This is a genomic window from Acetobacter pomorum, from assembly GCF_002738225.1.
GTDB lineage: Bacteria > Pseudomonadota > Alphaproteobacteria > Acetobacterales > Acetobacteraceae > Acetobacter > Acetobacter pomorum.
In genome coordinates this window covers 1-23,485 of sequence record NZ_PEBQ01000080.1, presented here as the reverse complement: position 1 = coordinate 23,485, position 23,485 = coordinate 1, and the positions used below count along the sequence as shown (strand labels likewise).

Genomic DNA, 23,485 nt, shown 5'->3' with positions numbered 1-23,485 from the left:
TGCCACCAAGGATGGCGCAGATATGAGGCGCTTTTGGCCTAATGGCAACCCGCCTACATAATGAGATCTGCTTTCTTTTTATGGAAGGGCTAGGGTTGCAGGCGCTGCCGGAGTGTTGCCAGCACGGCAAATGGGCTGTTGTGGTTATGTTTTTCTGGTTGCGCCTTACCTGTACGTTTTTTTGAGTGTGTCCGATTTTTTACAGTTTTCCGAGGGATAATCAGAAAAGGTGCAGGTGGTCCGGCATGCGTATCCGGCAAAATCTGAGGTTTTTGAACGTGCAGACCAAGGCCGCGTAAAATGCCAGGCAGGGCGTTTTTTTTCACACCCAACCGAGAGGCAAAGAAAACGGGAATCTGTCTGGAGCCGCGTGAAATCAGAGAAACAGAGTCTGCGTAAAGTGTGGCGGCAATATCGAGTCGGATTAGCGTATCTTCTGCTATGATCCATCCTAACTGCATGAGCAGAGATTTCTGGCCCTCTGTCAGCAAAGCAGGCAGGGGTGCAGATACGGCACCGGCACGCGGCAACTCTGGCAAAGTGATGCCAGAATACACGCTGATTAAAAGCGCGCGTAAGGCCATGGCAGTAGGGCGCATAATTTTATCGCAGAACAAGATATTCTTCTGCTGGAAAATATGAAGGCGCTTCAGTGCATGTCGGGCAGAGGCGGGAAGTGCGGAAAAATGTGGCACCTTTGCCACTCCTCCATTTTCTACCAGTATATGCACTAGGCCACGCAGCAAGGGTTGATCTGCAACGGCTTTTTCTGCGCGAAATAATGGTGCAAGTTCCTTGTGGATATAAACCTCTATAAAGGTCATCAGCCGCTGCCAGATTTTTTCTTTCTGTCCCGGTTCCAGAAACTCCGCATCAAACACATCAATAACGGGGTGCAGCACATCTGCTCCTGCCCGCAGCTGCGCAATGGTATCGCTCTGCCAAGTGAGGGCACCATTTTGCAGGTTCAGCATTATTTCCGTGTCTTGGGTCTGAAGGAACTGGGAAACCCGATAGGGAATCTGATTACGAGCAGCCCTACGCGCCGCCTTGAGAATAAGTTTTTGGTCAGACTGCGCGGCATCAGGGTCTGGAATAAAACTGAAGCCGCGCATATGGCCCACAGCGTGCCCTTCCACGCTGACCTCACCTGTGCGGGTAATGGCAGAAAGTAAGGGAGTAGTGTCAGCCTCTTCCAGACGTCTTGCTAGGCTTGCGGCGCGTTTATCTACAAAGCGTGTGGTCAGGCGTTCATGCAGCACGTCAGAAAGAGCATCTTCCAGCCTTAAGGTGTGGTTACGCCAGTGCGCGGCGTTTTCCACCCAATCTGCTCTGGCAGAAACGTATGACCATGTGCGGATGCCCATAAGGCGCTGCATAAGAACATCAATATCGCCTTCCAGTTGTTCCAGATTGGCAAGGCGAGACTTCATCCAGGCAGAAGGGAGATGCCCCTTTTGGGCAAGCAGGGTGAAAATTTGCTCACATAGCCGAATGTGGCTGTCTTCCCCCAGTTTACGAAAATCAGGAATCTGGCACACCTCCCACAACAACTGGGTGCGGGCAGGCGTGTGGGCCAGTTTCTGCACTGTGGCATTTTGCATCAGCGCAGACAGCGCCAGTAAGTCAGAGGCAGGGGCCGCAGATTTCAGGCACCGTTCAGGGGGTTTCTGACATAAGCTGGCATAGAGCGCTTTAGGGGAAGCAAAATTGAGCTTGCTGTTACGCCACCATAAAAATGGCAGCGGCTCAAAGTGATGGGTTTCAATGGCTTCTACCATCCCTTCGGGAAAAGGAGGACATTCCCCCGTTGTGCCAAAAGTACCATCTTGTGTGCCACGGCCGGCGCGGCCAGCAATCTGTGCGGCTTCAGCAGGGGTAAGTAGCCGGTTTCTGTGCCCATCAAACTTGGTGATATTGGCAAAGGCAATATGCCGTATATCCATATTCAGCCCCATGCCAATGGCATCGGTGGCCACCAGATAATCCACTTCCCGGTTTTGGTAGAGGGCAACCTGTGCGTTGCGGGTGCGGGGGGAGAGCTGGCCCATAACAACAGCACACCCGCCACGTTTGCGGCGGATAAGTTCTGCAATGGCGTAAACTTCGGCCATGGAAAAAGCCACAATGGCCGTGCGCGCGGGCAAGCGTGAAAGACGCATGTGGCCTGTATATGTCAGGCTGGAAAGGCGCGGACGTGTGTCTATTTCTATGTCACGGATCAGGGTCTTGAGCAGGGGAGCAATGGTTTCTGCCCCAAGAAACAATGTTTCAGAACGTCCACGTGCGTTTAAAAGCCGATCTGTAAAAACATGGCCGCGTTCCGGGTCTGCACAAAGCTGAATTTCATCTACGGCTACAAATTCCACCTTTCGGTCAGATGGCATGGCTTCCACCGTGCAGGAAAACCAGCGTGCCTGTGGAGGAATAATTTTTTCCTCACCCGTAATCAGCCCCACGGAGCGCACGCCTTTGAGCTTGACCATGCGCTCGTAATTTTCACGCGCCAGCAGCCGGAGAGGAAAACCGATAATACCGGATGAATGGGCCAGCATGCGTTCTAGCGCCAGATGCGTTTTTCCGGTGTTGGTGGGGCCCAAAATGGCCCGCACGGGTGCATCGTCCTGCGTAGATGCGTGATGAGCGGCAGCAGCCATACGGCGGGAAGAAACCATCATGCAAACATCGTCTGCTGGCGCGTGTGGAAAAGCAAGCCATCAGATGCCATTATCCACATTAAAGAAAACAAGCTGGCAGGCACACAGCCTGAAAGCAGAGGGAGAGATGTTCATGCCTGTTCGTGAAGCTGATTGCCTAGTTGTATCCCGCCGAGGGAGCAAAGTGCGGACTGTTCATGTTGTTCGCCCGTCAGAACAGGTGCGTTTAGAGGCCAAGATAGGTGCGCAGGCTGTGGCTTTTGCAGAAAATTGCGGCTTTAAAGCACGCCCTGGCCAACTGGTTATGGTGCCAGATGCAAGTGGTGCTCCGGTGGCATTGTTTGGGGCGCCAGAAAAAGGCGTGGTTGATCCCTTTGCTTTTGGTGCTCTTGCACAGGACCTGCCTGCGGGAGACTGGCAGGTGGAAGCCCCAGATGATATCGCACGGCATGACATTGTTCTGGGCTTCTGCCTTGGGGCCTATCATTATGGGCTGAAGTCTGCGCCTCCGTCAAAACCCACAACGCGGTTGGTGGTCACAGCGCAGGAGCGTGCAGGCGTGGCATCGGAAGCCGCGCGTTCCATCTGGCTTGCGCGTGATCTGATCAATACACCGGCCAACCTTTTGGGGCCGTCTGATCTGGCGCGGGCTGCCAAATCTGTGTTCAAGGCATTTGATGCGCAAGTAGACGTTATAAAAGGAACCGCGCTGGATAAGGCCTATCCATTACTGGCGCATGTGGGGAATGGTTCAGACCGAGGCCCGCGTGTGGTGGTGGCACAGTGGCAGGGAAGCGGGGCAGATAAAAAGGCTCCACTGATTTCTCTGGTCGGCAAGGGCGTGTGTTTTGATAGCGGGGGGTACGATCTCAAGCCTTCCAGCGGCATGCTGCGCATGAAAAAGGATATGGGGGGCGCAGCAACAGTTCTGGCACTTGCGCGTTTGATTATGACGCAGGATTTACCTGTAAGGTTGGAAGTGCGGCTTGGCTGTGTGGAAAACAGTGTTTCTGGCCATGCCATGCGTCCGCTGGATGTGGTGCGCAGCCGATCCGGCCTGACAGTGGAAATTGGCAATACAGATGCAGAAGGCCGTCTGGTTTTATGTGATTTGCTTTGCGAGGCAGGAGAACAGAAACCCGATTTGCTGCTGGATGTTGCAACCCTTACAGGGGCTGCACGTGTAGCACTTGGGCCAGACCTGCCTGCTTTGCTTTGTAATGATGATGCGGTTTCTGCCGCATTTCTGGAAGCCGGGCAGCAGGAGGCAGACCCCATGTGGCGCTTGCCCTTGTGGCAGGGTTACCGGGAATGGTTAGGAAGTTCTGTTGCAGATATCAGTAATATTTCATCAAAACCTATGGCGGGCGCCATTACTGCCGGATTATTTCTTGAACGTTTTGTAAATACAGGCCAGCGCTGGGTGCATATCGATAGTTATGCATGGAATGACAGCGCCCGGCCCGGACGGCCAAAAGGTGGGGATTCTCCCGGAGTTCGGGCAGTTTTTAAGGCCATTACAAATCTTTTTGTAAAAAAGCAGAGTGAAGCTGCCATAAAGGTGTCATAAAAGCAGAGGTAATATGCTTTCACTCATACTTTAAAAGAGTCGTTTCGACTCCTATATGAAATTTCAAGGGGATTCGTTCTGTAACAGGACGCACAAACATATCGTTCATGACTGAGGGATCAGGATGAACGGGCAGCAAAAGGAAAGTGAAACTCATGCCTCAGGTCGCAGAAAAAACAGAGGATCTGGCCAAAACCCTGCGGGACACCATTGTGTCCTTGGTGCGTGGAGATGCGCCGGATTTGTCCGCCCGTCAGTTGGCGGTGTTTTTGACATGCTATCTGGATGAAAACGGCCATACTGTGCGTGGTCTGGCATCCAGCCTGAATGTTTCCAAGCCTGCCATCACCCGTGCACTGGACCGGTTGAGTGAACTGGATCTGGCACGCCGTAAGGTAGATCCGCTGGACCGTCGCTCTGTTCTGGTGCAGCGTACACCCAAAGGTGCGGCTTACCTGAAGGAAATTCGTAGCATTATGGGTGATGCCGTAGAAAATGCCGCTCGCAAGGCGCAGCGTTCTGCCGAGCGTGAACCGGTAACGCGCCGCGTGCGCCGCGTAATGGCTGCGTAAGTTTTTGCTGGTCAACCCGGTTTGAAACCTTTGTAATCAATAAACGTTTTTTCTTCAGGAGTTTCTGAACAGCCTGCTGCTTTTATAATGCAAGCGGCAGGCTGATATATCAGTCAGATAACCAGAAGGAAGGAACGTTTCATGCGGTTTTCTTCATTTTTTGCTGCGGCAGCGCTCGCGGCATCAGCCAGTTTTATTCCTGTTGCCCATGCTGAAGATGCCATGGGCTCACCCACTGCTACAGTGACCATAACAGCAAGATCTGCTGATATCGGGGTTGGTTATACTTGGGGTGGTGGCAGGCTGCGGTACGGTGGCAAGACGTACAAATTCTCTATTACCGGTGGCACCATTGCGGCTGTTGGCTATTCCAAAATTGAGGGAAAAGGCACAGTTTATAATCTGCATCGTTTATCAGATTTTAATGGTACTTACGGTGCAGCACATGGTGAGGCCACATTGGGTCAGGGCTTGGGGGGCGCTGTTCTGGAAAACAAGAATGGCGTGCGCATCAAGATCGAAACCATTTCTCAGGGGGCTCGTCTTGCCGGGTCTGCACAGGGGCTTACCCTGACTCTGGAAAAATAAAAACTGTGGTTACCACGCGCCAATCTTGTGTTGGCGCGTGCGTAAAATGGCAAAGGCTGTCCATACAAGTTGTGGCAGGCAGACAAGTAAAAAAGCTATCAGACTCCCTGCCAGAACAGGCATGGGTGCAACAAAACAGCCTATAATCATTCCCCAAAGTGTGAAGGCCCATTCCATACAGGAAATGGCGGGAGCGTATAGGCCGCTACGGTGGAGCACCTGATACAAATGCCCACGATGCGCCTGTACCAAGGAATGTCTGGCCAGTTTGCGGCGGATCAGGGTGAAAATTACATCATAAATCAATGGAAACAGCAGCGCAGGCCCAACAACCCAACCTGAGGGAAAGGGGGAACGTGCGGCAATATAGAGTGCAGCGGCACCAGCTAGTAACCCGCATCCTTGGCTGCCCACATCTCCCAGAAAAATGCGTGCGTGTGGAAAATTGAAAGGCAGAAAACCAGCCAGACAAAAAGCCATAAGTAAAGCGGGCCAACGTAAGGCTGGCACACCCAGATAAGTGGCAGACGCGGCTATGCATAAAGCTGCAATACATAGGCAGCCAGAAATCAGCCCGTTTAATCCATCCATAAAGTTGACGGCATTGGTGATAAATATCAGCCACAATACAGAAAGAATGGCGCCCACAAAAGGGGTGGGCCAAGGTAGCGCCATGCCTCCAGCCACAACCAGGCAGGCTGCTGCACATTGTGCGGCAAATTTAATGGCCGGGGACCACTGATAAATGTCATCTAGCCATGAAACGGCACATAATAAAAGCGTGGCCGCCGCCAACGTGCAGGCAGGCAGAGAAAAAAGTGGCAGGCCGGTAAGAGACATAAGAACTGGCAGCACACCAGCAAAAGCCAGCATAACGCCTACACCGCCCCCTTTGGGGGTAGGCGTATCATGAGCACTGCGGTGCCCTGGTGTATCCATAACTGCAAGCCCAATCATACCCCGCACTATGCAGGCAGAAAGAATACAGGCACCAAAAAGGCAGAAAATTGCCACACAGGAAAAAGAAAAAGACATGAAAAGACAGTCGTCCGGTTGAGCCGCTTCTAGGATGGCAGGTGCTACGCTATAGGTGCAAGATAATGGCATCACAACACTCTCAGCCCCTGCACCGTAATCCGCGCCTACGCCCAGTAAACAGGATAGCCGTAAATATCCTGCTTGATGGCGTGTTGGCAGCACTTGCCGCACCTCTGGCACGGTGGCTGGCGGCCCCGCAGGATGGATTACTGCACCCGCTCTGGTTTTTGGCTGGGGGGGCAATTACGCTGCTTGTCAGCGGGCTGCCATTCCGTATGCCGCAACAGTACTGGCGGTTTTCCGGTGTTTCAGACCTTTTGGGTATTGCCGGGGCCTCCATTGCCAGTTCCGTGCTATTTTCATGTGGTTTGGTGGCGGTGGGTTTTCCGCTGCCCAGTCTGACATTTCCCGTTATTTATGCACTGGTTCTGCTTGTTATGCTGGGTGGGCTGCGTGTGGGGTATCGTTTGGCGCACAGAATGGCCCTCCGGCGTGCCAACCTGCGGCGTGTGGTGCTGATAGGTGCAGATACGGTTGCCGATCTGTACCTACGTGCATTGGAACGTAATCCGGAGGCCGGTATCCGGGTTGTAGGGCTGGTAGCCTTAGGCACCCATCAGGCAGGCCGACGTATCCATAACGTACCCATTTTGGGGCATGTGGAGGATATTGGTGCCATTCTGGATCGGCTGGCAAAAAACAATGTGCTGCCCGAATCCCTGGTGGTGACAGATCCTTCCTTTCGTGGGCGTGCGCTAACCAATGTGCTGGATGCTGCGGCTGTGCATGGGATTTCTGTATTGCGTACCCCTGCTTTAACAGATCTTACCCCAGCCGAGCGTGTGCAGTTACGGCCTGTGCCGTTGGAAGATCTTCTCAATCGTCCGCAGGTGCCTCTGGATCGGGAAGGGATGGAGCGGCTGGTAGGCAACCGTACTGTTCTGGTAACGGGGGCAGGGGGCACCATTGGTTCCGAACTGGTCCGGCAAATTGCCTTGCTTGGCCCCAAACATTTGATTTTGCTCGATCATGGTGAGTTCGAGTTGTGGCAAATAGATGTGGAACTGGCGGATTGTGCCCCCCATGTCCCGCGTGAAGTGGTTGTGGCCGATGTGCGGGATGAAGCACGGCTTGATGCGGTTATGGCCCGGTTTCGCCCAGAACTGGTGTTTCACGCCGCAGCTTTGAAACATGTGCCAATTGTGGAAGCAAACCCCGCAGAAGGGTTGCTGACCAATGTGCATGGCACGCGTGTGGTGGCCGATACGGCATCCCGCCATGGAGCGTTGGCCATGGTGGTGATTTCAACAGACAAGGCCGTAAATCCCTCCAGCCTGATGGGGGCTTCCAAGCGTGCGGCGGAAATGTACTGTCAGGCGCTGGATGTGCGTGCGCGTGCATCGGGCCAGCCAGATGCCATGCGCTGCGTTACCGTGCGTTTTGGTAATGTGCTGGGCTCTACAGGCTCTGTTGTGCCCTTGTTTCGGCGTCAATTAGAGCGTGGCGGCCCACTTACGGTTACGCATCCGGAAATGCGCCGCTATTTCATGACAGTGCCAGAAGCCGTGGGGCTTGTGCTTCAGGCCAGCGTGCGCGGTATGCGCCGTCATGATGGGTCGGGCACCGATGACCTGTTGCGGCATGGCGGCATTTTTGTGCTGGATATGGGAGAACCCGTCCGCATTGTAGATCTGGCCCGGCAGATGATCCATATGGCCGGTTTGCGCCCTGATGAAGATGTGGCCATCCGTTTTACGGGCCTCAGGCCCGGTGAAAAACTGTATGAGGAACTGTTTCATGGTCGGGAGGCCCCAGTGCCAACTGATGAGCCGGGGTTACTGATGGCCACGCCGCGGCTGGTGGATTTAGAGCAGATACGCCAGGCGGTGGACCAGATTACGGCCTATGCGCGTGAAGGTGATGTGCAGGCAGCTTTGCGTATTCTGGCATTGCTGGTGCCGGAATTCGATCATAACCCAGCAGGAGAGGTGCGTGCCCTGGCGCCAGAATCTGCGGTATCTGGCGCTATGGCTGCGGGTGTTGTACACAGCGGACAGGCGCAGGCCGATGGCAATGAGCAGGTGGCATTATGAATAATTCAGAAAACAGGCCGATCGCTTTTCTTGATCTTGCAGCCCAGCAGAAACGGCTGGAACCCGCATTGCGGCAGCGGTTGGAAGCTGTTTTGGCGCATTGCCGCTTTGTAATGGGGCCAGAGGTGCTGGAGTTGGAGCAACGCCTTGCTCAATGGTGCGGTGCGCAAGAATGTGTGGGTGTTTCATCCGGCACGGATGCTCTGCAGATTGTCATGATGGGCGAGCAGATTGGCCGGGGCAATGCCGTGTTCCTGCCAGCATTTACCTACACCGCCACAGCAGAGGTGCCTTTGGTGCTGGGGGCCACACCTGTTTTTGTGGATGTTGACCCAAACACTTTCCAGATTGACCCAGAGCACCTGCGCAGCCGTATTCGTGCCGTGCGGAAGGCAGGAAAGCTGAAGCCTCGCGCCATTGTTGGGGTGGACCTGTTCGGCCAGCCTGCGCCGTGGGCAGATTTGCGCGCCATTGCGCAGGAGGAAGATCTTTTTCTGCTGGCGGATTGTGCACAGTCCTTTGGGGCAAAGCTGAATGGCGCCTCATTAGGGCGGGAAGCCACAGCAACAACATTGTCCTTCTTTCCGTCTAAGCCATTGGGTGGATACGGAGATGGCGGCGCTATTCTGACGGATGATCCAGAACGTGCGGCCCTGTATCGCTCCCTGCGCACACATGGCGAAGGCACAACACGGTATGAGGTTTTGCGCACGGGCATGAACGGGCGGTTGGATACGCTGCAAGCTGCCGTGTTGCTGGCCAAGATGGACGATTTTGCACGTGAGCTGACACGTCGTGAGGAAATTGCCTGCCAGTATGATGCGGGCCTGAAAGACGTGGTGCAGGTGCCAGCGCGTGTGCCCAATAGTCAGAGCGCATGGGCCATTTATTCAATCTTGTTGAAAAACAGTGCAGAGCGTGAACAGATGCAGGCACGCCTGAAGGCACATGGGGTGCCATCGGCCATCTACTACCCGCTGCCGCTGCATAAACAACCCGCCTACCGTGATCATCATGATGGAACGGCGCTGCCGGTTTCAGAAGATCTGGCACAGCGCATTCTGGCGTTGCCCATTCACCCGGAACTGACAGATGCAGAAGTGGCCCGCGTTATTGCTGCGGTGCGTGGGTAAGAGAAAGATATAGATAATGCGGAAAGAGACGGCTTTTATTATTGGCTTTTTTATTTTTACGCTCAGTACAGCAGCACTGATCTGGAAAGTGGCTTTGCCGAACCTGAGGCCGGTTTCCTTTCCGCAGGTGACCAGCGGCACGATTGATGTTGGCCCCATGCACCGCAAACGTGCCCTAAGCCCTGACGAAGTGAAAACGGTGAATGACTGGTTTCAGGATAACAAAGGAGGATGGGGGCCTTTAACGCGCACACCGCCTTCATCGGGTGATGCGCGGATGGTGCTCAATGATGCGCAGGGCAAAGAAGCTCTGGTATTGACACTGTGGACCGGTATTAGTGCTGCGGACTGGAACTCTACCGTGTTTGTTGAAAACCCGGATGGGTCACAGGTGCATTACAGAGCTTTTTCCAACAAGGAATTTGCCCCTTTGCGGATGATGGTTGATCGCTATCCCTACAAGCGCTCCAGTTTTCCCTGATTTTCAAAAGCGTTGTGCAGTATAAAACAAACCCCTTCTGCCAATATGGCAGAAGGGGTTTTTGCTGTGCGCTGAATGACCGTGCTGGAAATAAATTCAGCCAGCAGGCCTGTCCGTTGCATCAAAACGGAAAGGTTCCCCCACGGCTTTGTCTGCCAATGTTCCTTCCCACATCACCTGATGACCGCGGATAATGGTGCCAACCGGGCGGCCTGTTACGGTATCTCCCGTGAAGGGAGACCATCCGCAGCGAGAGGCCAGCCAGTTTTCCTTGATTGTCCACTGGGCTTTCAGGTCCACAATTGTAAAATCAGCATCATATCCAACGGCAATGCGGCCTTTGCGCACCAAACCAAACAAACGCTGCGGGCCTGCGGATGTGAGGTCCACCAGACGGCGGAGTGTCAGCCGGTGGTGTGCAACGTGATTGAGCATGAGCGGCAGGAGCGTTTGCACGCCCGGCATGCCAGAAGGCGAGGCCGGATAGGTGCGGGCTTTGGCTTCCTTGTCATGGGGAGCATGGTCTGAACCAATTACATCCGGCAGCCCTTGTGAGACCCAATACCATAGACCCTCACGGTGCGCACCGGAGCGGATAGGGGGGTTCATCTGTGCCAGTGTGCCAAGACGGGCATAGGCTTCCTCTCCCGCCAGTGTCAGATGCTGGGGGGTCACTTCACAGCTTGCTACATCACGGTGCTGGGCAATCAGCACCAGTTCTGCCGGTGTGGTAATATGCAGCACATGCACACGCCGGCCCGTTTTGCGGGCCAGATGCAACACGCGGGTGGTGGCACGTAGGGCTGTTTCATCATCCCGCCAAACCGGGTGAGATGAAGGATCGCCCTCAATACGTTCCCCCATGCGTTCTTTCAGCCGGGTTTCATCTTCAGCATGAATGGCAACACGCCGCTGGCCAGATTTCAGCACACGTTCCAACATGCTGTCTTCCGAAACCAGTAGGCTGCCAGTGGAAGACCCCATAAAAACCTTAATACCAGCGGTGCCGGGGAGTTTTTCCAGCTCACCGCATTGGTCGGCGTTATCAACCGTGGCCCCAACGTAAAAGGCATGTTCGCACCACATGCGGCCTTTTGCGCGGGCCAGCTTGTCTGCCACTGCTTCTGGGGTGGAGGTTGTGGGTTTGGTGTTGGGCATTTCAAACACGCCCGTAACGCCCCCCAGCACGGCTGCCCGGCTGCCGGATTCGAGGTTTTCATTTTCCTCGGCCCCCGGCTCACGGAAATGAACCTGAGTGTCGATTACCCCAGGTAGAATGGTCAGCCCCGTGCAGTCTATGGTGCGGGCGGCGTCGGCTTGTCCGCCAATAGCGGCAATGGTGCCATCCTTAACGTAAACTGTGGTTTCCACCGTGGCATCAGGCAGCACAACGGAGCCACCTTTTAGCGCCAGATCAAACGGGCCACGCTGGTTGCCAATAAAAAGGTCAGAAGGTGACATGGGGAATTATCCTTCAGCTTTTGGGGTTTCCCGCGTGCGGGTCCGCATGGTGACCAGTTCTTCAGCCGATGTGGGATGAATACCGATTGTGCGGTCAAAATCTGCTTTTGTCAGTTCAGCCGTTACGGCAATGGCCACGCCCTGAAGCATTTCTGGTGCATCATCGCCCAAGATATGTACGCCCACAACTTTCTGGCTTTTCTGGTCAACAACCAGCTTCATAACCGTTTTACGTTTACGCCCCGTCAGAGTGTGGCGCATGGGGGTGAAGCGCGTGAAATAAATATCCACCACGCCATTTCGGGCAGCTTCTTCCTCTGTTAGCCCGACAGTTGCCAGCGGAGGAGAGAAGAAAACAGCCTTGGGGGTTGTAGCGTAGCACCATTGGCGCGCAGGCTCTTTGCCAAACAGGCGGTCTGCCAGATTATGGCCTTCGGCAATGGCAACGGGGGTAAGGTTGATACGGTCTGTCACATCCCCAATGGCGTAAACACCCGGCTGGGCTGTCTCGCTATTGGTGTCCACCTTGATGCGGCCATTATCTGCGATGGTGATGGCAGTATTTTCTAGCCCCAGAGCATCAATTTTAGGGCGTCGGCCTGTTGCCATAAAAACGCAATCTGCGCGCAGGTGCTGGCCATTATCCAGCGTGAGCACAAGGTCTGTGCCCTCTTTGGTAATGGCGGTAAATTGGGTGTGGCGGTGCTGTGTAATGCCGCGCGCATCAATGGCTTCTGCCATGGCGCTGCGCATTTCTTCATCAAACCCGCGCAAGGGCAGATCACGCCGGTAAACCAGATCGACCTTGGAGCCCAGGCCAGCAAAAATACCGGCAAATTCCAACCCGATATATCCGCTGCCAATAATAACCACCCGTTCTGGCCGTTGCGGCAGGTGGAAGGCCTCGTCAGATGTAATGGCCAGCTCTGCGCCAAGAATGTCAGGTTTTACGGGTGTGGAACCAGTGGCAATAACAATGCGTTGTGCCGTAACGGTGCGGGGGGCTTCATCCGGCGCAAGGGGGGAAGGTTCAATGCGGACACTGTGTCCATCTACAAAACGGGCATGGCCGGTCAGGAGTGTGATACCGGCTTTTTCCAGCATGGAGACATAAATGCCGTTCAGGCGGGTAATTTCCCGGTCCTTTGCGGCCATCAGCTTGCCCCAGTCATGCGTGCCGCGGGTGGAGGTCCAGCCAAAACCGTGGCTATCATCCACCATATCGCCGTATTCACTGGCCTGTACCATCAGCTTTTTGGGCACGCAGCCCAAATTTACACAGGTACCGCCCCAGTGTCGGCTTTCTGCAATGGCAACGCGCGCACCGTGGCTGGCCGCAATGCGCGCGCATCGCACGCCGCCGGAGCCCGCCCCAATAACCAGAAGATCAAAATCATAGCTCATGGGGAGCGCTCCTTTAATAATGTGTTTTAAGCGGCGGTGTGGGGCATAAAAACGTGTGCCTTATCGTTCAGCAAACGCTTTTTCCACCACGTATGCACCGGGGGTGGACATGTTGCCTTCATCAAACCCACGCGCACGCAGCAGGGCTTCCGTATCGGCCAGCATTTCTGGTGAACCGCAGATCATGACACGGTCATGTTCGGGGTCCAGTTCAGGAATGTTCAGATCCTTGAAGATCTTGCCCGATTCAATCAGCTTGGTGATGCGTTCTGTTACGGCAAAGTCTTCACGCGTGACAGCCGGGTAATACAGCAGCTTTTCCTTGATTTCCTCACCAAGGAACTCGTGCTGCGGCAGTTCGTGGCGGATATGGTTGGAATATGCCAGTTCACCAGACAGACGCACGGTGTGGGTCAGGATAACGTGGTCATACCGTTCGTAACATTCTGGATCTTTGATCAGGCTCATGAACGGAGCCAGCCCTGTGCCGGTGGAAAGGAAATACAGGTTACGACCGGGGCGCAGGTTATCCAGCAACAGCGTGCCTGTTGGTTTGCGGCCGATCAGCACCGTATCACCCACTTTTACGTGGCGCAGGCGGGATGTCAGCGGGCCGTTGGGCACAGCGATGGAAAGAAATTCCATTTCATCCGCATAGTTGGGGGATGCAATGGAATAGGCACGCAGCAGGGGCTTGCCGTCTACTTCAATCCCGATCATGGCAAACTGGCCGTTTTCAAAGCGCAGGCCGGGGTCACGGGTGGTGGTGAAGCTGAACAGGCGGTCCGTCCAGTGATGAACGGTCAGAACCTTGGCAGGGTAAAGGTGCCCGTATTCCTTGGTTGGCGGGGCCAGATGCCACACGCCTTCCTGTCCATCAACAGGCAGCAGGCCGCTGGGCACTTCAGAGGCAGACATCCGTGGCAGGATATCGTTTTCAAGCATGGTTTCAGACATGGACCGCTATGTACTCCGCTTGTAGCAGATCAGAACAATGTGCCTTTGCATGCCAGATGCAAAAACACCGTGAATTTCTTGCTGGCGGCGTTTTTAGAAGGGTGAGGCGTCTAATGCCAGTGTAAATTCATCACACAACGTGTTCGCGCAACACGTAACTGGCTGAAAACCGCCTGCTGCTTCTGTCTGCTGGGTAGGTTGGGGGCGTCACAATGGCCAAATCGGGCCGTGGGGGCAAGGCAGGTTTCTGATTTATTTTGCATGAAGAAGACCGCCAAGGCATTGTTCCGGCCCGCAGGATGACGCAAGAGAGAAAGTATGACGTCAGACAGCTCTGCTTCTCCAGCTCGTCAGGCCCTTGCCTGCGCTGTAGCCCGCACTACCATTGCCCCAGAGGCCAAGGAAGAACACGAGGTTCTTCGCCGCCTTGCCCGTAACCTTCAGCCCGGTGCGCATGAAGTGCCGGATGAAACATACCTTCAGGTTTTGTGCCAGGTACGGCGCAAGCGCTGGATTTCCCGCTTGCTGGATAAAACACGCCGTAGCGGACGTATCTGGATCAGCCGGGAAGAAATAGAAGAAGCTGTTTCTGGTATTACAGATCCACAGGCTGATGATCAGGCACTGGAGCGTGCCCTTGCGCCAGTGGCCGAGTCTCGCCTGCGTGGGTATGCAGCAACACCCAGAGCGGTGTTTGAAACAGTGCAGGCCGATCTGGTGGATACAGGGCGCGTGCTTTCTCCAGATCAGACAGATCTGCTGCTTATGGCCATTGCCGTGGCATTTGGCCTGCCGGAGGGAGATCCGTTTCTTGAAACAGCGCGGCGGGACGAGGCCCGGAGGCATCAGGCTGCCAGTAAAATAGAACAGACCGCCCGGCAAAAGCGTGACAAAGAAGAAGCGCAATTACGGGAGTGGGAAGAAAGTCTTGTGCCATTTGCCGAGGTGCCGCGCCTGCTGCGTTGTTCCCAGCGGGAGGCGTTGCGCTGGATTGCAGAAAACCGTTTGCCAGTTGCCCGAAAGGTGCGCGAATCCAGTGGGCGTGAACGGTGGGAGTTTGATCCGGCCGCGTTGGTGGCTCTGCGTGGCAAGCTGGGTGAATGGCGTAGAGACAACGGGCATGGGCCAGAATTTGGTGGCCCCAAAACAGCCCCGGATATGGGCCGCAAGGTGGCCAATTCCGTTATTGCACGCGTGGCAGCGCTGGACCGGTATGCCGCGCATTTTCGTACAGCGCGGGCGCTTAACCGGCAGATCACCCTTGTAACAGGGCCAACCAATAGCGGTAAATCTTATACGGCCCTGAATGCATTGGCACAGGCCGAAAGTGGCTTGGCTCTGGCACCGTTGCGATTGCTGGCGCATGAGTTCCGGGAGGCGCTGGCTTCCAGAGGGGTTGAGGCGTCTCTCTCCACTGGGGAAGAACGGATTGTTGTGCCGGGCAGCAGGCATCTGGCGGCCACGGTAGAGATGTGCCCGTTTTACAACCCCGTAGATGTAGCTGTTATTGATGAAGCCCAGATGCTGTTTGATACAGACCGTGGTGCCGCATGGACAGCCGCCATTATGGGGGCACCTGCGCGCCACTTATATGTACTGGGGGCACCAGACTGTATTCCCATGGTGCGGCGTATTGCCGAATTGTGTGGTGATCCGCTGGATGAAATTTCTCTGGAACGTAAAAGTCCGCTGCGTGCGGCCTCCCATCCTGTGCGCTTAGCTGATCTGGGAGCAGGGGATGCACTGATTGCGTTTTCCCGCCGTGAGGTGCTGGATTTGCGCGCTGCATTGCTTCAGCATGGCAAACGTGTTGCCGTTGTATATGGCGCACTCAGCCCGGAGGTAAGGCGCGCTGAAGCCCAGCGTTTTAATGATGGAGAAGCCGATATTCTGGTGGCCACGGATGCCATTGGCATGGGGCTTAATCTTTCCATCAAGCGTGTAGTGTTTGCGGCCCTGAAGAAATATGATGGCCGCCAGACGCGGGATTTAACCGTGCAGGAGGTAAAACAGATTGGTGGGCGTGCTGGCCGTTTTGGTAAGCATGAAACCGGTGTTGTTGCCGTTCTTTCTGGGGCCGGTAGCCCAACTTTTATTCGGCGGCAGTTGGAAGCTGATCCTGAGCAGCCGGATGATCTGCGCCCATATGTGCAGCCCGATGCGGATATTGTAAAAGCTGTGGCGGCAGAAATTGGGTCTGAAAGCCTGTACGGTGTTCTCTCGCGTATTCACCGCGCCGTGCTGCGTAAGGATGATCCAAATTATCGGTTGTCAGATATGGAGCAGGCTTTTGCTATTGCCTCTGCATTGGAAGGGGTGGACGGGCTGGATCTGACAACGCGCTGGTCTTATGCAATGTGCCCGGTGGATGACCGGGATAATGGCATCCGCCGTCTGGTGGGTTGGGCCGCTGACCATGCTGCGGGGCGGCGCGTGCTGCCACCGGGAACAGGGCGTTTGCCCTCTAGTGAGCGAGCCGGGCGTGAAGAACTGGAACGTGCTGAAAAACGCCACAAGCGTTTGGTAGCATGGCGCTGGTTGGCGCTGCGATTCCCCGACATCTACCCAGATCGGGAAGAAGCGGAAGATACAACACGCCGGCTGAATGACTGGATTGAAAGCGTATTGCGGCAGCAGAGCCGTACGCGCCGTTCATCCCGTTTCTGAGTATAAAAATGGTGCCTGCTGATGGTAGGCACCATCCTTACCAGCTCACGTTGGTCAGCCGTTCAGAAACATCCCAAAGGCGCGCAGCAGTACTGCCCTTGCGCGCCGTGGGCGGAATATGTGCCGGGCCGGGTGGGCCACGCCTTTCATGGTAGCCTTGTGGGCCGTAATAATCTCCATCCCGCGCAGTAGGGGAGAGTGCCGCGTATAAAATGGGTTCTGCCCCATGGGCGGCAGATTGCCCCATAACGCGTAGTATAATACCGCCCAGAAACATTTCAATGCGGCCTAATGGAGCAGGCAGGCTGGCAGCTTGCCCGTTGGCAATAATAGATGTGCTGGCCCATCCGGGATGTGCTGCGCGTGCATGCAGGTTCCACCCCTGCTCACCCGCGCGGCGGGCCAGTTCCATGGCAAAAAGTAAGTTTGCCAGTTTACTTTGCTGATATGCACCAAAAGGGCTGTAGCGATAGCGGGATTGCAGGTCATCAAACTGGATATGCCCCTTGCAGGCTGCCAGACTTGCCACACTCACAACAACCCCGCCGCCCGGAGCGTTTTCCAGCAAATGCCGCAAATGAGCTGTCAGGGCAAAATGCCCCAGATGGTTCACCCCAAACTGAAGTTCAAAACCATCTTTGGTTTCCTTGCGGTGGGTAGGCGCCATAACCCCGGCATTGTTGATCAGCAGATTCAACCTGTCCGCATGTTGCGCAACAGCAGAGGCACAATCCGCTACAGACTGGAGAGAAGAAAGATCCAAGTGCAAAGGAACAATCTGGGCATGCGGACAGTCTGTTTTTATACGGGCTATGGCTTCACGCCCGCGTTTTTCATCCCGCACGGGCAGCAATACACGTGCTCCCCTATGGGCAAGCCCTAAAGCAACCTGAAAACCCAAACCACTGTTGCCACCAGTTACCAGCGCAGTCTGTCCTTTTAAATCTGGCTGGTTGTGGTTAACGCGCCATGCTCTGCGTCCTGTCATGAGGGAAGACCTTTCAGGCGTTCATCCTGTTCGGCTGCTTTCATGGCTTCCTCCGTCAGACGTTTCTCATTGCGCTTGATGAATATGAACAAAGACCCGATCACAATACAGGCGACCACCCCAAAGGCGATAGCAAGAGGCCCGGAAAGCCGCAGAATCTCATTGCCCAGCATGTAGGCAACAAACGTGTAGCCACCGGCCCAGAAGATACCACCAAGCGCATTATGAAACAGAAACGTATGCCACGGCATATGGTTCGCCCCGGCCAGTATGGCAACAAACATACGGAGGACGGCAATAAACCGGCCAAAAAATACAACCGGCCCCCCATGTTTAAGAAAAACATACCGCCCCAGCAAAAGGCGCTGGGATGTCAGGCCAAATTTAGGGCCATATTTTTGCAGCACTCTCAAACCAACCAGATGGCCGATCAGATAGCCAAAATTGTCGCCCATAATGGCACCCAGCACACCGGCTAATGCCACACCCTCAATATGCAGTTTGTGCGTTGTGGCACAAAACAGGGCGCCGGTAATAAGCAGGCTTTCTGCGGGAAGCGGAAAGCCCATGCTTTCAAACATCACCACAATCCCCACCACCCCATAGCCATATTGGGCGAAAAGGCTGCTTAGGTAATCCACCGAAAAGAAATTGTGCAAAGAGTGTAACAGAACAGAACATCCAATTTAGACAGAGCACGAGACTGCTCAGGGCAGAAACCGTTCAGGTTCTGTTATGTCAAGCATTCTGCGTAAGAGCGTATGACAGAATCCTTAACACGTGCAGTGCCTAGGTGCATGTTTTTCTGGATGAAGCTGCCAGAATGGTAAAAAATGGTAGCATGAATAATATATCCTCTTCCTCTGTTGTGCCCATGCCCTGTGGCACATGGCCCTCCCCCGTTACGCCGGATCTGGTGGCTGGGAAAACGCTGTCTTTTGCCGAGATTCGGGCTGTGGAAAATACAGTTTTCTGGCTGGAACGGCGCCCGGCAGAAGCTGGACGATCTGTGTTGATGCGTTGGACGCAGGCTGAAGGTGCAACAGAAGCATTGGCGTCCGATACAGATGTTGCCACACGCGTGCATGAATATGGGGGCGGTGCCTATGCGGTAAAAAGTGGATGCATTGCGTATTCTGACAAACGCACAGGAAATGTGTGGTTGCGTAGAGAGGAAGACTCTTCTGCAATTTTTCTGGCGGGAGAAGTAGGGCTTCGGTTTGCTGATTTACAGTTTGATGTGACGTCTGAAACAGTGCTGGCCGTGCGGGAAGATCATCGCGCGGATGGAGAAGCACAAACAACGTTGGTGGCATTGCATGACCAAGCTGATAAAGCCGATTTGGTTTTAAAAGCGGGAGCCGATTTTTATGCGGCCCCCACATTCTCACCAGATGGTGCATTATTGGCGTGGATTGAATGGGATCATCCCAATATGCCGTGGGATGCTACGCGCCTGTGTCTTGCACGTGTTCAGCGCAATGATTCAGGGGCCATTTCTGGTCTTCAAAATATTCGCGTGCTTGCGGGCGAAAACACCAGCGAATCGCTTATTCAGCCGCAATGGACATCTGATGGGCACCTGCTTGTTCTCTCGGATCGCTCAGGAAGTTGGACAATATGGAATGTGGAATGGCAGAAAAATTGTCCAACCTTATCCCATTATCCTGTGCCGGAAGGAGAGGTAGGGCAGCCTGCTTGGGTGTTCGGGCAAAGGAGCTATCAGCCGCTTGAAAATGGGGGCTGTCTGGCTTTGGCGGTAACGCAGGGCCAGGCAACATGCTGGATAAAACCGAATCCGGCAGAGAATTACAGCATTTTCCACGCCAGGCCAGATCAATGCCCCGTTCCATTGGGGGATGGCCGTTTTGCTTGGTTGCAGGCGCCGGCAGATGCGCTGCCTTCCGTTGTGGTGGGAACGCCGAATAAGGGTGTTGAGGTTGTTTTGCGGCAATCTTCTACGCAACAACTGGATGTTGCGGATATTTCCATACCCGAATCGATACGGTTTTTAGTGGATGGGGAAGAAGGTTTGTGGGGACATGCCTTTTTTTATGCGCCAACCAATGCGCATGCGTGTGTGCCAAAGGGTGAGTTACCCCCCATGATTGTGCAGGTACATGGTGGCCCTACGGCGCGGGCGCAGGAAGGGTTGTCTTTTAAAATCCAATGGTGGACGTCTCGCGGGTTTGCTGTGCTGGATGTGAATTATGGGGGTTCTACCGGATTCGGGCGGGCATGGCGGAATCGTCTTAAAGGCCAGTGGGGTGTGGTGGATGTGGCAGATTGTTTATCTGCTTGCCGCGCCGTTGTGGAATCGGGGCGTGTAGATCCGAATCGGATGGCTATTCGGGGTTCCAGTGCAGGGGGCATGACCGTACTGGTGGCGCTGGCTGTTTCAGATATATTTGCAGCGGGTGTGAGCTTGTACGGCGTAACTGATTTGCGTGCTCTGGCGCAGGAAACGCACAAGTTTGAGGCCCGCTATCTGGATGGTCTGATTGGCCCGTGGCCAGAAGCAGAGGCACTTTACCTCCAACGCTCGCCCATTTCTGTTGCAGATCAGATTCGTGCACCTGTGCTGCTGTTACAGGGGATGGATGATAAAGTTGTGCCGCCAGAACAGGCTTATTCCATGGCGAAAGCATTAAAAGCCGCGGGAACCCCTGTGACTTTACGAGAATTTGAAGGGGAAGGGCATGGTTTCCGTAAGGAAGCCACCGTTCTCGCCGCTTTTGCAGCAGAACTGGATTTTTATGCGCATGTGTTTGGATTTACGGCGCAAAACTGATTTGTGATCGGAAAAACCCGGCTGAAGGAAAAGCTATCCCTTCAGCCCGTTTTTTAAGAATCAATCGGCATAGCGTGGCTTGTAAGTCAGATTTTCAATCCATGCCCGAATATCTTTGGGGCGTTCCACTGTTGCGGCCCCTTTATCAAAAATAAATTCCGCAATACGCGTGGCGGAGGTGATGGATACTTCCAGAATATCGCTTTGCGGTGGGAACAATCGACCCCGTTCACGCGCTGCCGGATCAACCTGATCAGCCAGAGCCTGCGCGGCTTCAATAACCATTTCATCAGTAATCAGCTTGGGGCAGGTGGCATAGACAGCCAAACCTAAAGCCGGGAAAATATAGAAGTTGTTTGCTTGCCCCGGATAGAATGTGCGGTCGTTATACGTCACTTCCGGATATTGTAGGCCAGCGGCAAAAAGTGCATGCCCGTTAGACCATTCATAGGCCTGTTCGGCAGTGCATTCCCCATTTTTCTGCGGCAGAGAAAGCGGGAAAATAATAGGCCGTTCGTTCAGTCGGCTCATTTCTTCCACCACGTCCTGGGTAAAAGCTCCTCCAGCGGTGGAAACACCAATCAACACTGTGGGTTTAACAGTTTTGATCATGCCCAGCAGATCACGCGATGGCGGCATATTTTTTGCGAATCGTTCCTGTTCGGGCAGCAGGTCAGAGCGCGATGTTTCTAAAAGGCCGTTTACGTCCATCAAGGTAATGCGGTCAATGGCGTCTTGTTCAGAAAGGCCTTCCTGTTTCAAGGCAGAAACCAGCATATCGGCGGTGCCAATGCCGGAAGATCCTGCCCCCAGAAACAGGAAGCGTTGCTGGGCCAAAGATTCGTTCTTGATTTTTAAGGCGGTAATCAAACCAGCCAGTGTAACGGCTGCGGTGCCTTGAATATCATCATTATAGCACAACACACGGTCGTGATATTTTTTGAGATAACGAAGGGCATCTGTGCCCTTCCAATCTTCAAAATGAATACAACTTTGCGGAAAAATATCCTGCACGGCCTGAATGAATTCTTCTACAAAAGAATCCAGTTCATCTAACGGGGGAGGTTCCCGCCGCAGTCCCAGATAGAGCGGATCAGCCCGCAGGGCGCTGTTTGTGGTGCCAATATCAAGCTGTACAGGAAATAGCGAATCGGGGGGGACTGCACCGCAGGCCGTATAAAGATCCAGTTTGCCAATCGGGATCCCCATGCCGTTCACGCCAATATCACCCAACCCCAGAATACGACCGCCAGTGGTAACACACATGAAGCGGACGTTTTCCATAGGCCAGTTACGCAGGACCTCTTTAATCCGGCCGCGCATGTCCAAGCTGATATACATACCACGAGGGCGGCGATAGATATGGCTGAACTGCTGGCAGACAGCAGCAAGGGTAGGGGCATACACAATCGGCACGAATCGGGCCGGGTTAGACATCAAAACCTTGTAAAACAGCGTTTCATTCTGGTCGCGCAGGCCGCTCAGATAAATATAGCGTTCCAGATTGCTGGGTTTGGCCTCCAGATGGCGATGAATACGCTCCACCTGTCTATCAAGGCTTTCCACCTGCGTGGGCAATAGCCCTTCCAGCCCGTAAAGGCGGCGCTCCTCCTCGGTAAATGCCGTGCCTTTGTTCAGGTGTGCATTGTTAAGAAGGGCCATTCCTCGCAGTTGGGGCATGGAAGCAGATGGCATGATAACTCCATGAATTGTAATTTTGAGCCGGATTACAGCGTTTTTTTATGATGAGGGGAAGAGGACAAACAACAGGTCTGGGTCAAGGCAATAAAAAAGGCGGCTCAACGGCCGCCTTTGTTCGGTAGGTGAAAAGGCCGGTTTTACAGCTTTTCCACCTGATTGTATTCCAGATCTACCGGTGTGGAACGTCCGAAAATGGAGACGCTCACTTTCAAGCGACCTTTTTCTTCATCCACTTCTTCAATCACACCATTGAAGGAGGTAAACGGCCCATCTGCCACGCGAATCTGCTCGCCCACTTCAAACGATACGGCAGAACGGGGATGCTGCACGCCTTCTTCTGTCTGTTTGATAATGCGTTCAGCTTCAGCTGCAGAAATAGGTGTGGGACGGTTTCTGGTGCCCAGAAAACCCGTGACCTTTGGCGTATCTTTTACCAGATGCCACGTCTCATCCGTCATTTCCATTTTGACGAGCACATAGCCGGGGAAGAACTTGCGTTCCGTATTCACCTTCTGGCCACGACGCACTTCAATGACTTCCTCGGAAGGCACCAGGATTTCGTCAATATGGTCGCTCAGACCCTTCTGTTCTGCTTCTTCACGAATGTGCTGGGCAATTTTCTTTTCGAAGCCCGAATAGACGTGAACCACATACCAGCGCTTGGCCATGTCGTTAGCCTCCCAGCCCGAAAAGTTGACGCACACCGAGACCGATCAGCTGGTCAACGAAAAAGAAAAAGATGGATGCCATGCCTGCCATGGCCAGAACGGCGCCAGTGGTAACCAGGGTGGCACGGCGGGTGGGCCATGTGACCCGTTCCGCCTCGGCACGCACGTCATGCAGGAACTTACCGGGACTGAACGACACGAAGCACCCTTTCTCCACTGCACGAAAACCGGCGCATTTCTACCGGCGGCAGTCCTGAACCCACTACACACTCCACACAGGACTTCCCGCCTTGAAACATGGAAAACAAAGCGGAAACAACGGCGCAGAACCTGTAACCCTGAACCTGGCAGGGGTGGAGGGTCTCGAACCCACAACCTCCGGTTTTGGAGACCGGCGCTCTAGCCAATTGAGCTACACCCCTACAGCCTGTCTGCCGTAGCTGGTTCAAAGCTATAACGGATAACCGCCAGCCTGACCAGCCACTTAACAGCAGCCTTTGCAGGTGGCGGAAGAAAATATGTTGTGGGCTTAAAGTCAAGGGGGAAACAGCAAATGCCAGACATTTTTGGTAAGTCGTTAAAAAATTTCTCTTCAAACTTGCAAAATGTCAGCGTTACGTTTAGTGGCAGAAATATACCAAATGTGCGGGCATAGCATAGTGGTAATGCAGTAGCCTTCCAAGCTACTGAGGAGGGTTCGATTCCCTCTGTCCGCT

At 54.2% G+C, this 23,485-nt stretch carries 18 protein-coding genes and 2 tRNA genes; 9 read left to right on the top strand and 11 right to left on the bottom strand.

Going from position 1 to position 23,485, the window contains the following annotated elements; genetic code table 11:
* Positions 1–89 precede the first annotated feature (89 nt).
* On the bottom strand, positions 90–2,678 hold the full coding sequence (locus CSR02_RS05005) for a helicase-related protein (protein ID WP_099540791.1): 2,589 nt from the start codon (positions 2,676–2,678) through the stop codon (positions 90–92).
* Positions 2,679–2,790: 112 nt separating this feature from the next.
* Between CSR02_RS05005 and CSR02_RS05000 the strand changes: the two genes are divergently transcribed.
* From CSR02_RS05000 to CSR02_RS04990, 3 genes are all read left to right on the top strand, one after another.
* Entirely contained in the window at positions 2,791–4,227 is a 1,437-nt protein-coding gene (locus tag CSR02_RS05000) for a leucyl aminopeptidase family protein (protein WP_099540807.1), read from the top strand.
* Between the two features lie 155 nt (positions 4,228–4,382).
* Positions 4,383–4,799, top strand: coding sequence for a MarR family transcriptional regulator (locus CSR02_RS04995; protein ID WP_042786323.1), 417 nt, complete (start codon positions 4,383–4,385; stop codon positions 4,797–4,799).
* A gap of 141 nt (positions 4,800–4,940) precedes the next feature.
* Entirely contained in the window at positions 4,941–5,387 is a 447-nt protein-coding gene (locus CSR02_RS04990; protein WP_003629818.1) for a hypothetical protein, read from the top strand.
* A 9-nt stretch (positions 5,388–5,396) separates the two neighbouring features.
* Here CSR02_RS04990 and CSR02_RS04985 read toward each other — a convergent pair whose 3' ends face one another.
* Positions 5,397–6,494 carry an MraY family glycosyltransferase gene (locus CSR02_RS04985; protein WP_099540790.1) on the bottom strand — a complete coding sequence of 366 codons (1,098 nt, stop codon included), beginning with the start codon at positions 6,492–6,494 and terminating at the stop codon, positions 5,397–5,399.
* On the opposite strand from CSR02_RS04985, the gene CSR02_RS04980 reads away from it, so the two are divergent.
* The 3 genes from CSR02_RS04980 to CSR02_RS04970 are packed head-to-tail and all read left to right on the top strand — an operon-like array spanning position 6,488 to position 10,132.
* A complete protein-coding gene (locus CSR02_RS04980) occupies positions 6,488–8,518 on the top strand; it encodes a polysaccharide biosynthesis protein (RefSeq protein WP_099540789.1) in 2,031 nt (676 codons plus the stop codon). The genes CSR02_RS04985 and CSR02_RS04980 overlap by 7 nt on opposite strands.
* Positions 8,515–9,651: a DegT/DnrJ/EryC1/StrS family aminotransferase gene (locus CSR02_RS04975; RefSeq protein WP_099540788.1), complete on the top strand. Its 1,137-nt coding sequence runs from the start codon at positions 8,515–8,517 to the stop codon at positions 9,649–9,651. Before CSR02_RS04980 ends, CSR02_RS04975 begins: the two co-directional genes overlap by 4 nt.
* Positions 9,652–9,667: 16 nt before the next feature.
* The gene (locus tag CSR02_RS04970; RefSeq protein WP_099540787.1) at positions 9,668–10,132 is read left to right on the top strand and encodes a hypothetical protein; all 465 of its coding nucleotides are present in this window, start codon (positions 9,668–9,670) and stop codon (positions 10,130–10,132) included.
* Positions 10,133–10,228: 96 nt separating this feature from the next.
* Here CSR02_RS04970 and CSR02_RS04965 read toward each other — a convergent pair whose 3' ends face one another.
* The 3 genes from CSR02_RS04965 to CSR02_RS04955 are packed head-to-tail and all read right to left on the bottom strand — an operon-like array spanning position 10,229 to position 13,954.
* Positions 10,229–11,593, bottom strand: a complete 1,365-nt coding sequence (locus CSR02_RS04965) for a dihydroorotase (RefSeq protein ID WP_099540786.1) — start codon at positions 11,591–11,593, stop codon at positions 10,229–10,231.
* Between the two features lie 6 nt (positions 11,594–11,599).
* Complete coding sequence (gene gorA, locus CSR02_RS04960; protein ID WP_099540785.1) at positions 11,600–12,997, bottom strand: glutathione-disulfide reductase; 1,398 nt, start codon at positions 12,995–12,997, stop codon at positions 11,600–11,602.
* A 60-nt stretch (positions 12,998–13,057) separates the two neighbouring features.
* Positions 13,058–13,954 (bottom strand): ferredoxin--NADP reductase, encoded by an 897-nt coding sequence (locus CSR02_RS04955; protein WP_052013458.1) that lies wholly within the window; start codon positions 13,952–13,954, stop codon positions 13,058–13,060.
* Between the two features lie 318 nt (positions 13,955–14,272).
* Here CSR02_RS04955 and CSR02_RS04945 point away from each other — a divergent pair, with 318 nt between their 5' ends.
* Complete coding sequence (locus tag CSR02_RS04945) at positions 14,273–16,621, top strand: helicase-related protein (RefSeq protein ID WP_099540784.1); 2,349 nt, start codon at positions 14,273–14,275, stop codon at positions 16,619–16,621.
* A gap of 37 nt (positions 16,622–16,658) precedes the next feature.
* Here the strand turns inward: CSR02_RS04945 and CSR02_RS04940 are convergent, their stop codons facing one another.
* A complete protein-coding gene (locus CSR02_RS04940) occupies positions 16,659–17,609 on the bottom strand; it encodes an SDR family oxidoreductase (protein WP_099540783.1) in 951 nt (316 codons plus the stop codon).
* Positions 17,606–18,268: a DedA family protein gene (locus CSR02_RS04935; protein WP_095045769.1), complete on the bottom strand. Its 663-nt coding sequence runs from the start codon at positions 18,266–18,268 to the stop codon at positions 17,606–17,608. The genes CSR02_RS04940 and CSR02_RS04935 overlap by 4 nt, the downstream gene beginning before the upstream one ends.
* 164 nt (positions 18,269–18,432) lie before the next feature.
* Here CSR02_RS04935 and CSR02_RS04930 point away from each other — a divergent pair, with 164 nt between their 5' ends.
* Positions 18,433–20,400, top strand: coding sequence for an alpha/beta hydrolase family protein (locus CSR02_RS04930; protein ID WP_099540806.1), 1,968 nt, complete (start codon positions 18,433–18,435; stop codon positions 20,398–20,400).
* 60 nt (positions 20,401–20,460) lie between these two features.
* Here CSR02_RS04930 and CSR02_RS04925 read toward each other — a convergent pair whose 3' ends face one another.
* From CSR02_RS04925 to CSR02_RS04910, 4 genes are all read right to left on the bottom strand, one after another.
* Positions 20,461–22,095 (bottom strand): NAD-dependent malic enzyme, encoded by a 1,635-nt coding sequence (locus CSR02_RS04925; RefSeq protein WP_099540782.1) that lies wholly within the window; start codon positions 22,093–22,095, stop codon positions 20,461–20,463.
* Positions 22,096–22,238: 143 nt separating this feature from the next.
* Complete coding sequence (gene nusG, locus CSR02_RS04920; RefSeq protein WP_003629802.1) at positions 22,239–22,769, bottom strand: transcription termination/antitermination protein NusG; 531 nt, start codon at positions 22,767–22,769, stop codon at positions 22,239–22,241.
* Between the two features lie 4 nt (positions 22,770–22,773).
* Positions 22,774–22,968 carry a preprotein translocase subunit SecE gene (gene secE, locus CSR02_RS04915; RefSeq protein ID WP_003629800.1) on the bottom strand — a complete coding sequence of 65 codons (195 nt, stop codon included), beginning with the start codon at positions 22,966–22,968 and terminating at the stop codon, positions 22,774–22,776.
* 146 nt (positions 22,969–23,114) lie between these two features.
* Positions 23,115–23,191, bottom strand: a tRNA-Trp gene (locus CSR02_RS04910).
* Positions 23,192–23,414: 223 nt separating this feature from the next.
* Here CSR02_RS04910 and CSR02_RS04905 point away from each other — a divergent pair.
* Positions 23,415–23,485 (top strand) — tRNA-Gly (locus CSR02_RS04905).

Coding starts and splice junctions, on each gene's coding strand:
- CSR02_RS04925 (WP_099540782.1), bottom strand. CDS start 22,095: ATGCCATCTGCTTCCATGCCCCAACTGCGAGGAATGGCCCTTCTTAAC.
- CSR02_RS04955 (WP_052013458.1), bottom strand. CDS start 13,954: ATGTCTGAAACCATGCTTGAAAACGATATCCTGCCACGGATGTCTGCC.
- CSR02_RS04980 (WP_099540789.1), top strand. CDS start 6,488: ATGGCATCACAACACTCTCAGCCCCTGCACCGTAATCCGCGCCTACGC.
- gorA (WP_099540785.1), bottom strand. CDS start 12,997: ATGAGCTATGATTTTGATCTTCTGGTTATTGGGGCGGGCTCCGGCGGC.
- CSR02_RS04985 (WP_099540790.1), bottom strand. CDS start 6,494: ATGCCATTATCTTGCACCTATAGCGTAGCACCTGCCATCCTAGAAGCG.
- CSR02_RS04975 (WP_099540788.1), top strand. CDS start 8,515: ATGAATAATTCAGAAAACAGGCCGATCGCTTTTCTTGATCTTGCAGCC.
- CSR02_RS04995 (WP_042786323.1), top strand. CDS start 4,383: ATGCCTCAGGTCGCAGAAAAAACAGAGGATCTGGCCAAAACCCTGCGG.
- CSR02_RS04945 (WP_099540784.1), top strand. CDS start 14,273: ATGACGTCAGACAGCTCTGCTTCTCCAGCTCGTCAGGCCCTTGCCTGC.
- CSR02_RS05005 (WP_099540791.1), bottom strand. CDS start 2,678: ATGATGGTTTCTTCCCGCCGTATGGCTGCTGCCGCTCATCACGCATCT.
- CSR02_RS04940 (WP_099540783.1), bottom strand. CDS start 17,609: ATGACAGGACGCAGAGCATGGCGCGTTAACCACAACCAGCCAGATTTA.
- CSR02_RS04965 (WP_099540786.1), bottom strand. CDS start 11,593: ATGTCACCTTCTGACCTTTTTATTGGCAACCAGCGTGGCCCGTTTGAT.
- CSR02_RS04930 (WP_099540806.1), top strand. CDS start 18,433: ATGGTAAAAAATGGTAGCATGAATAATATATCCTCTTCCTCTGTTGTG.
- CSR02_RS05000 (WP_099540807.1), top strand. CDS start 2,791: ATGCCTGTTCGTGAAGCTGATTGCCTAGTTGTATCCCGCCGAGGGAGC.
- CSR02_RS04990 (WP_003629818.1), top strand. CDS start 4,941: ATGCGGTTTTCTTCATTTTTTGCTGCGGCAGCGCTCGCGGCATCAGCC.
- nusG (WP_003629802.1), bottom strand. CDS start 22,769: ATGGCCAAGCGCTGGTATGTGGTTCACGTCTATTCGGGCTTCGAAAAG.
- CSR02_RS04970 (WP_099540787.1), top strand. CDS start 9,668: ATGCGGAAAGAGACGGCTTTTATTATTGGCTTTTTTATTTTTACGCTC.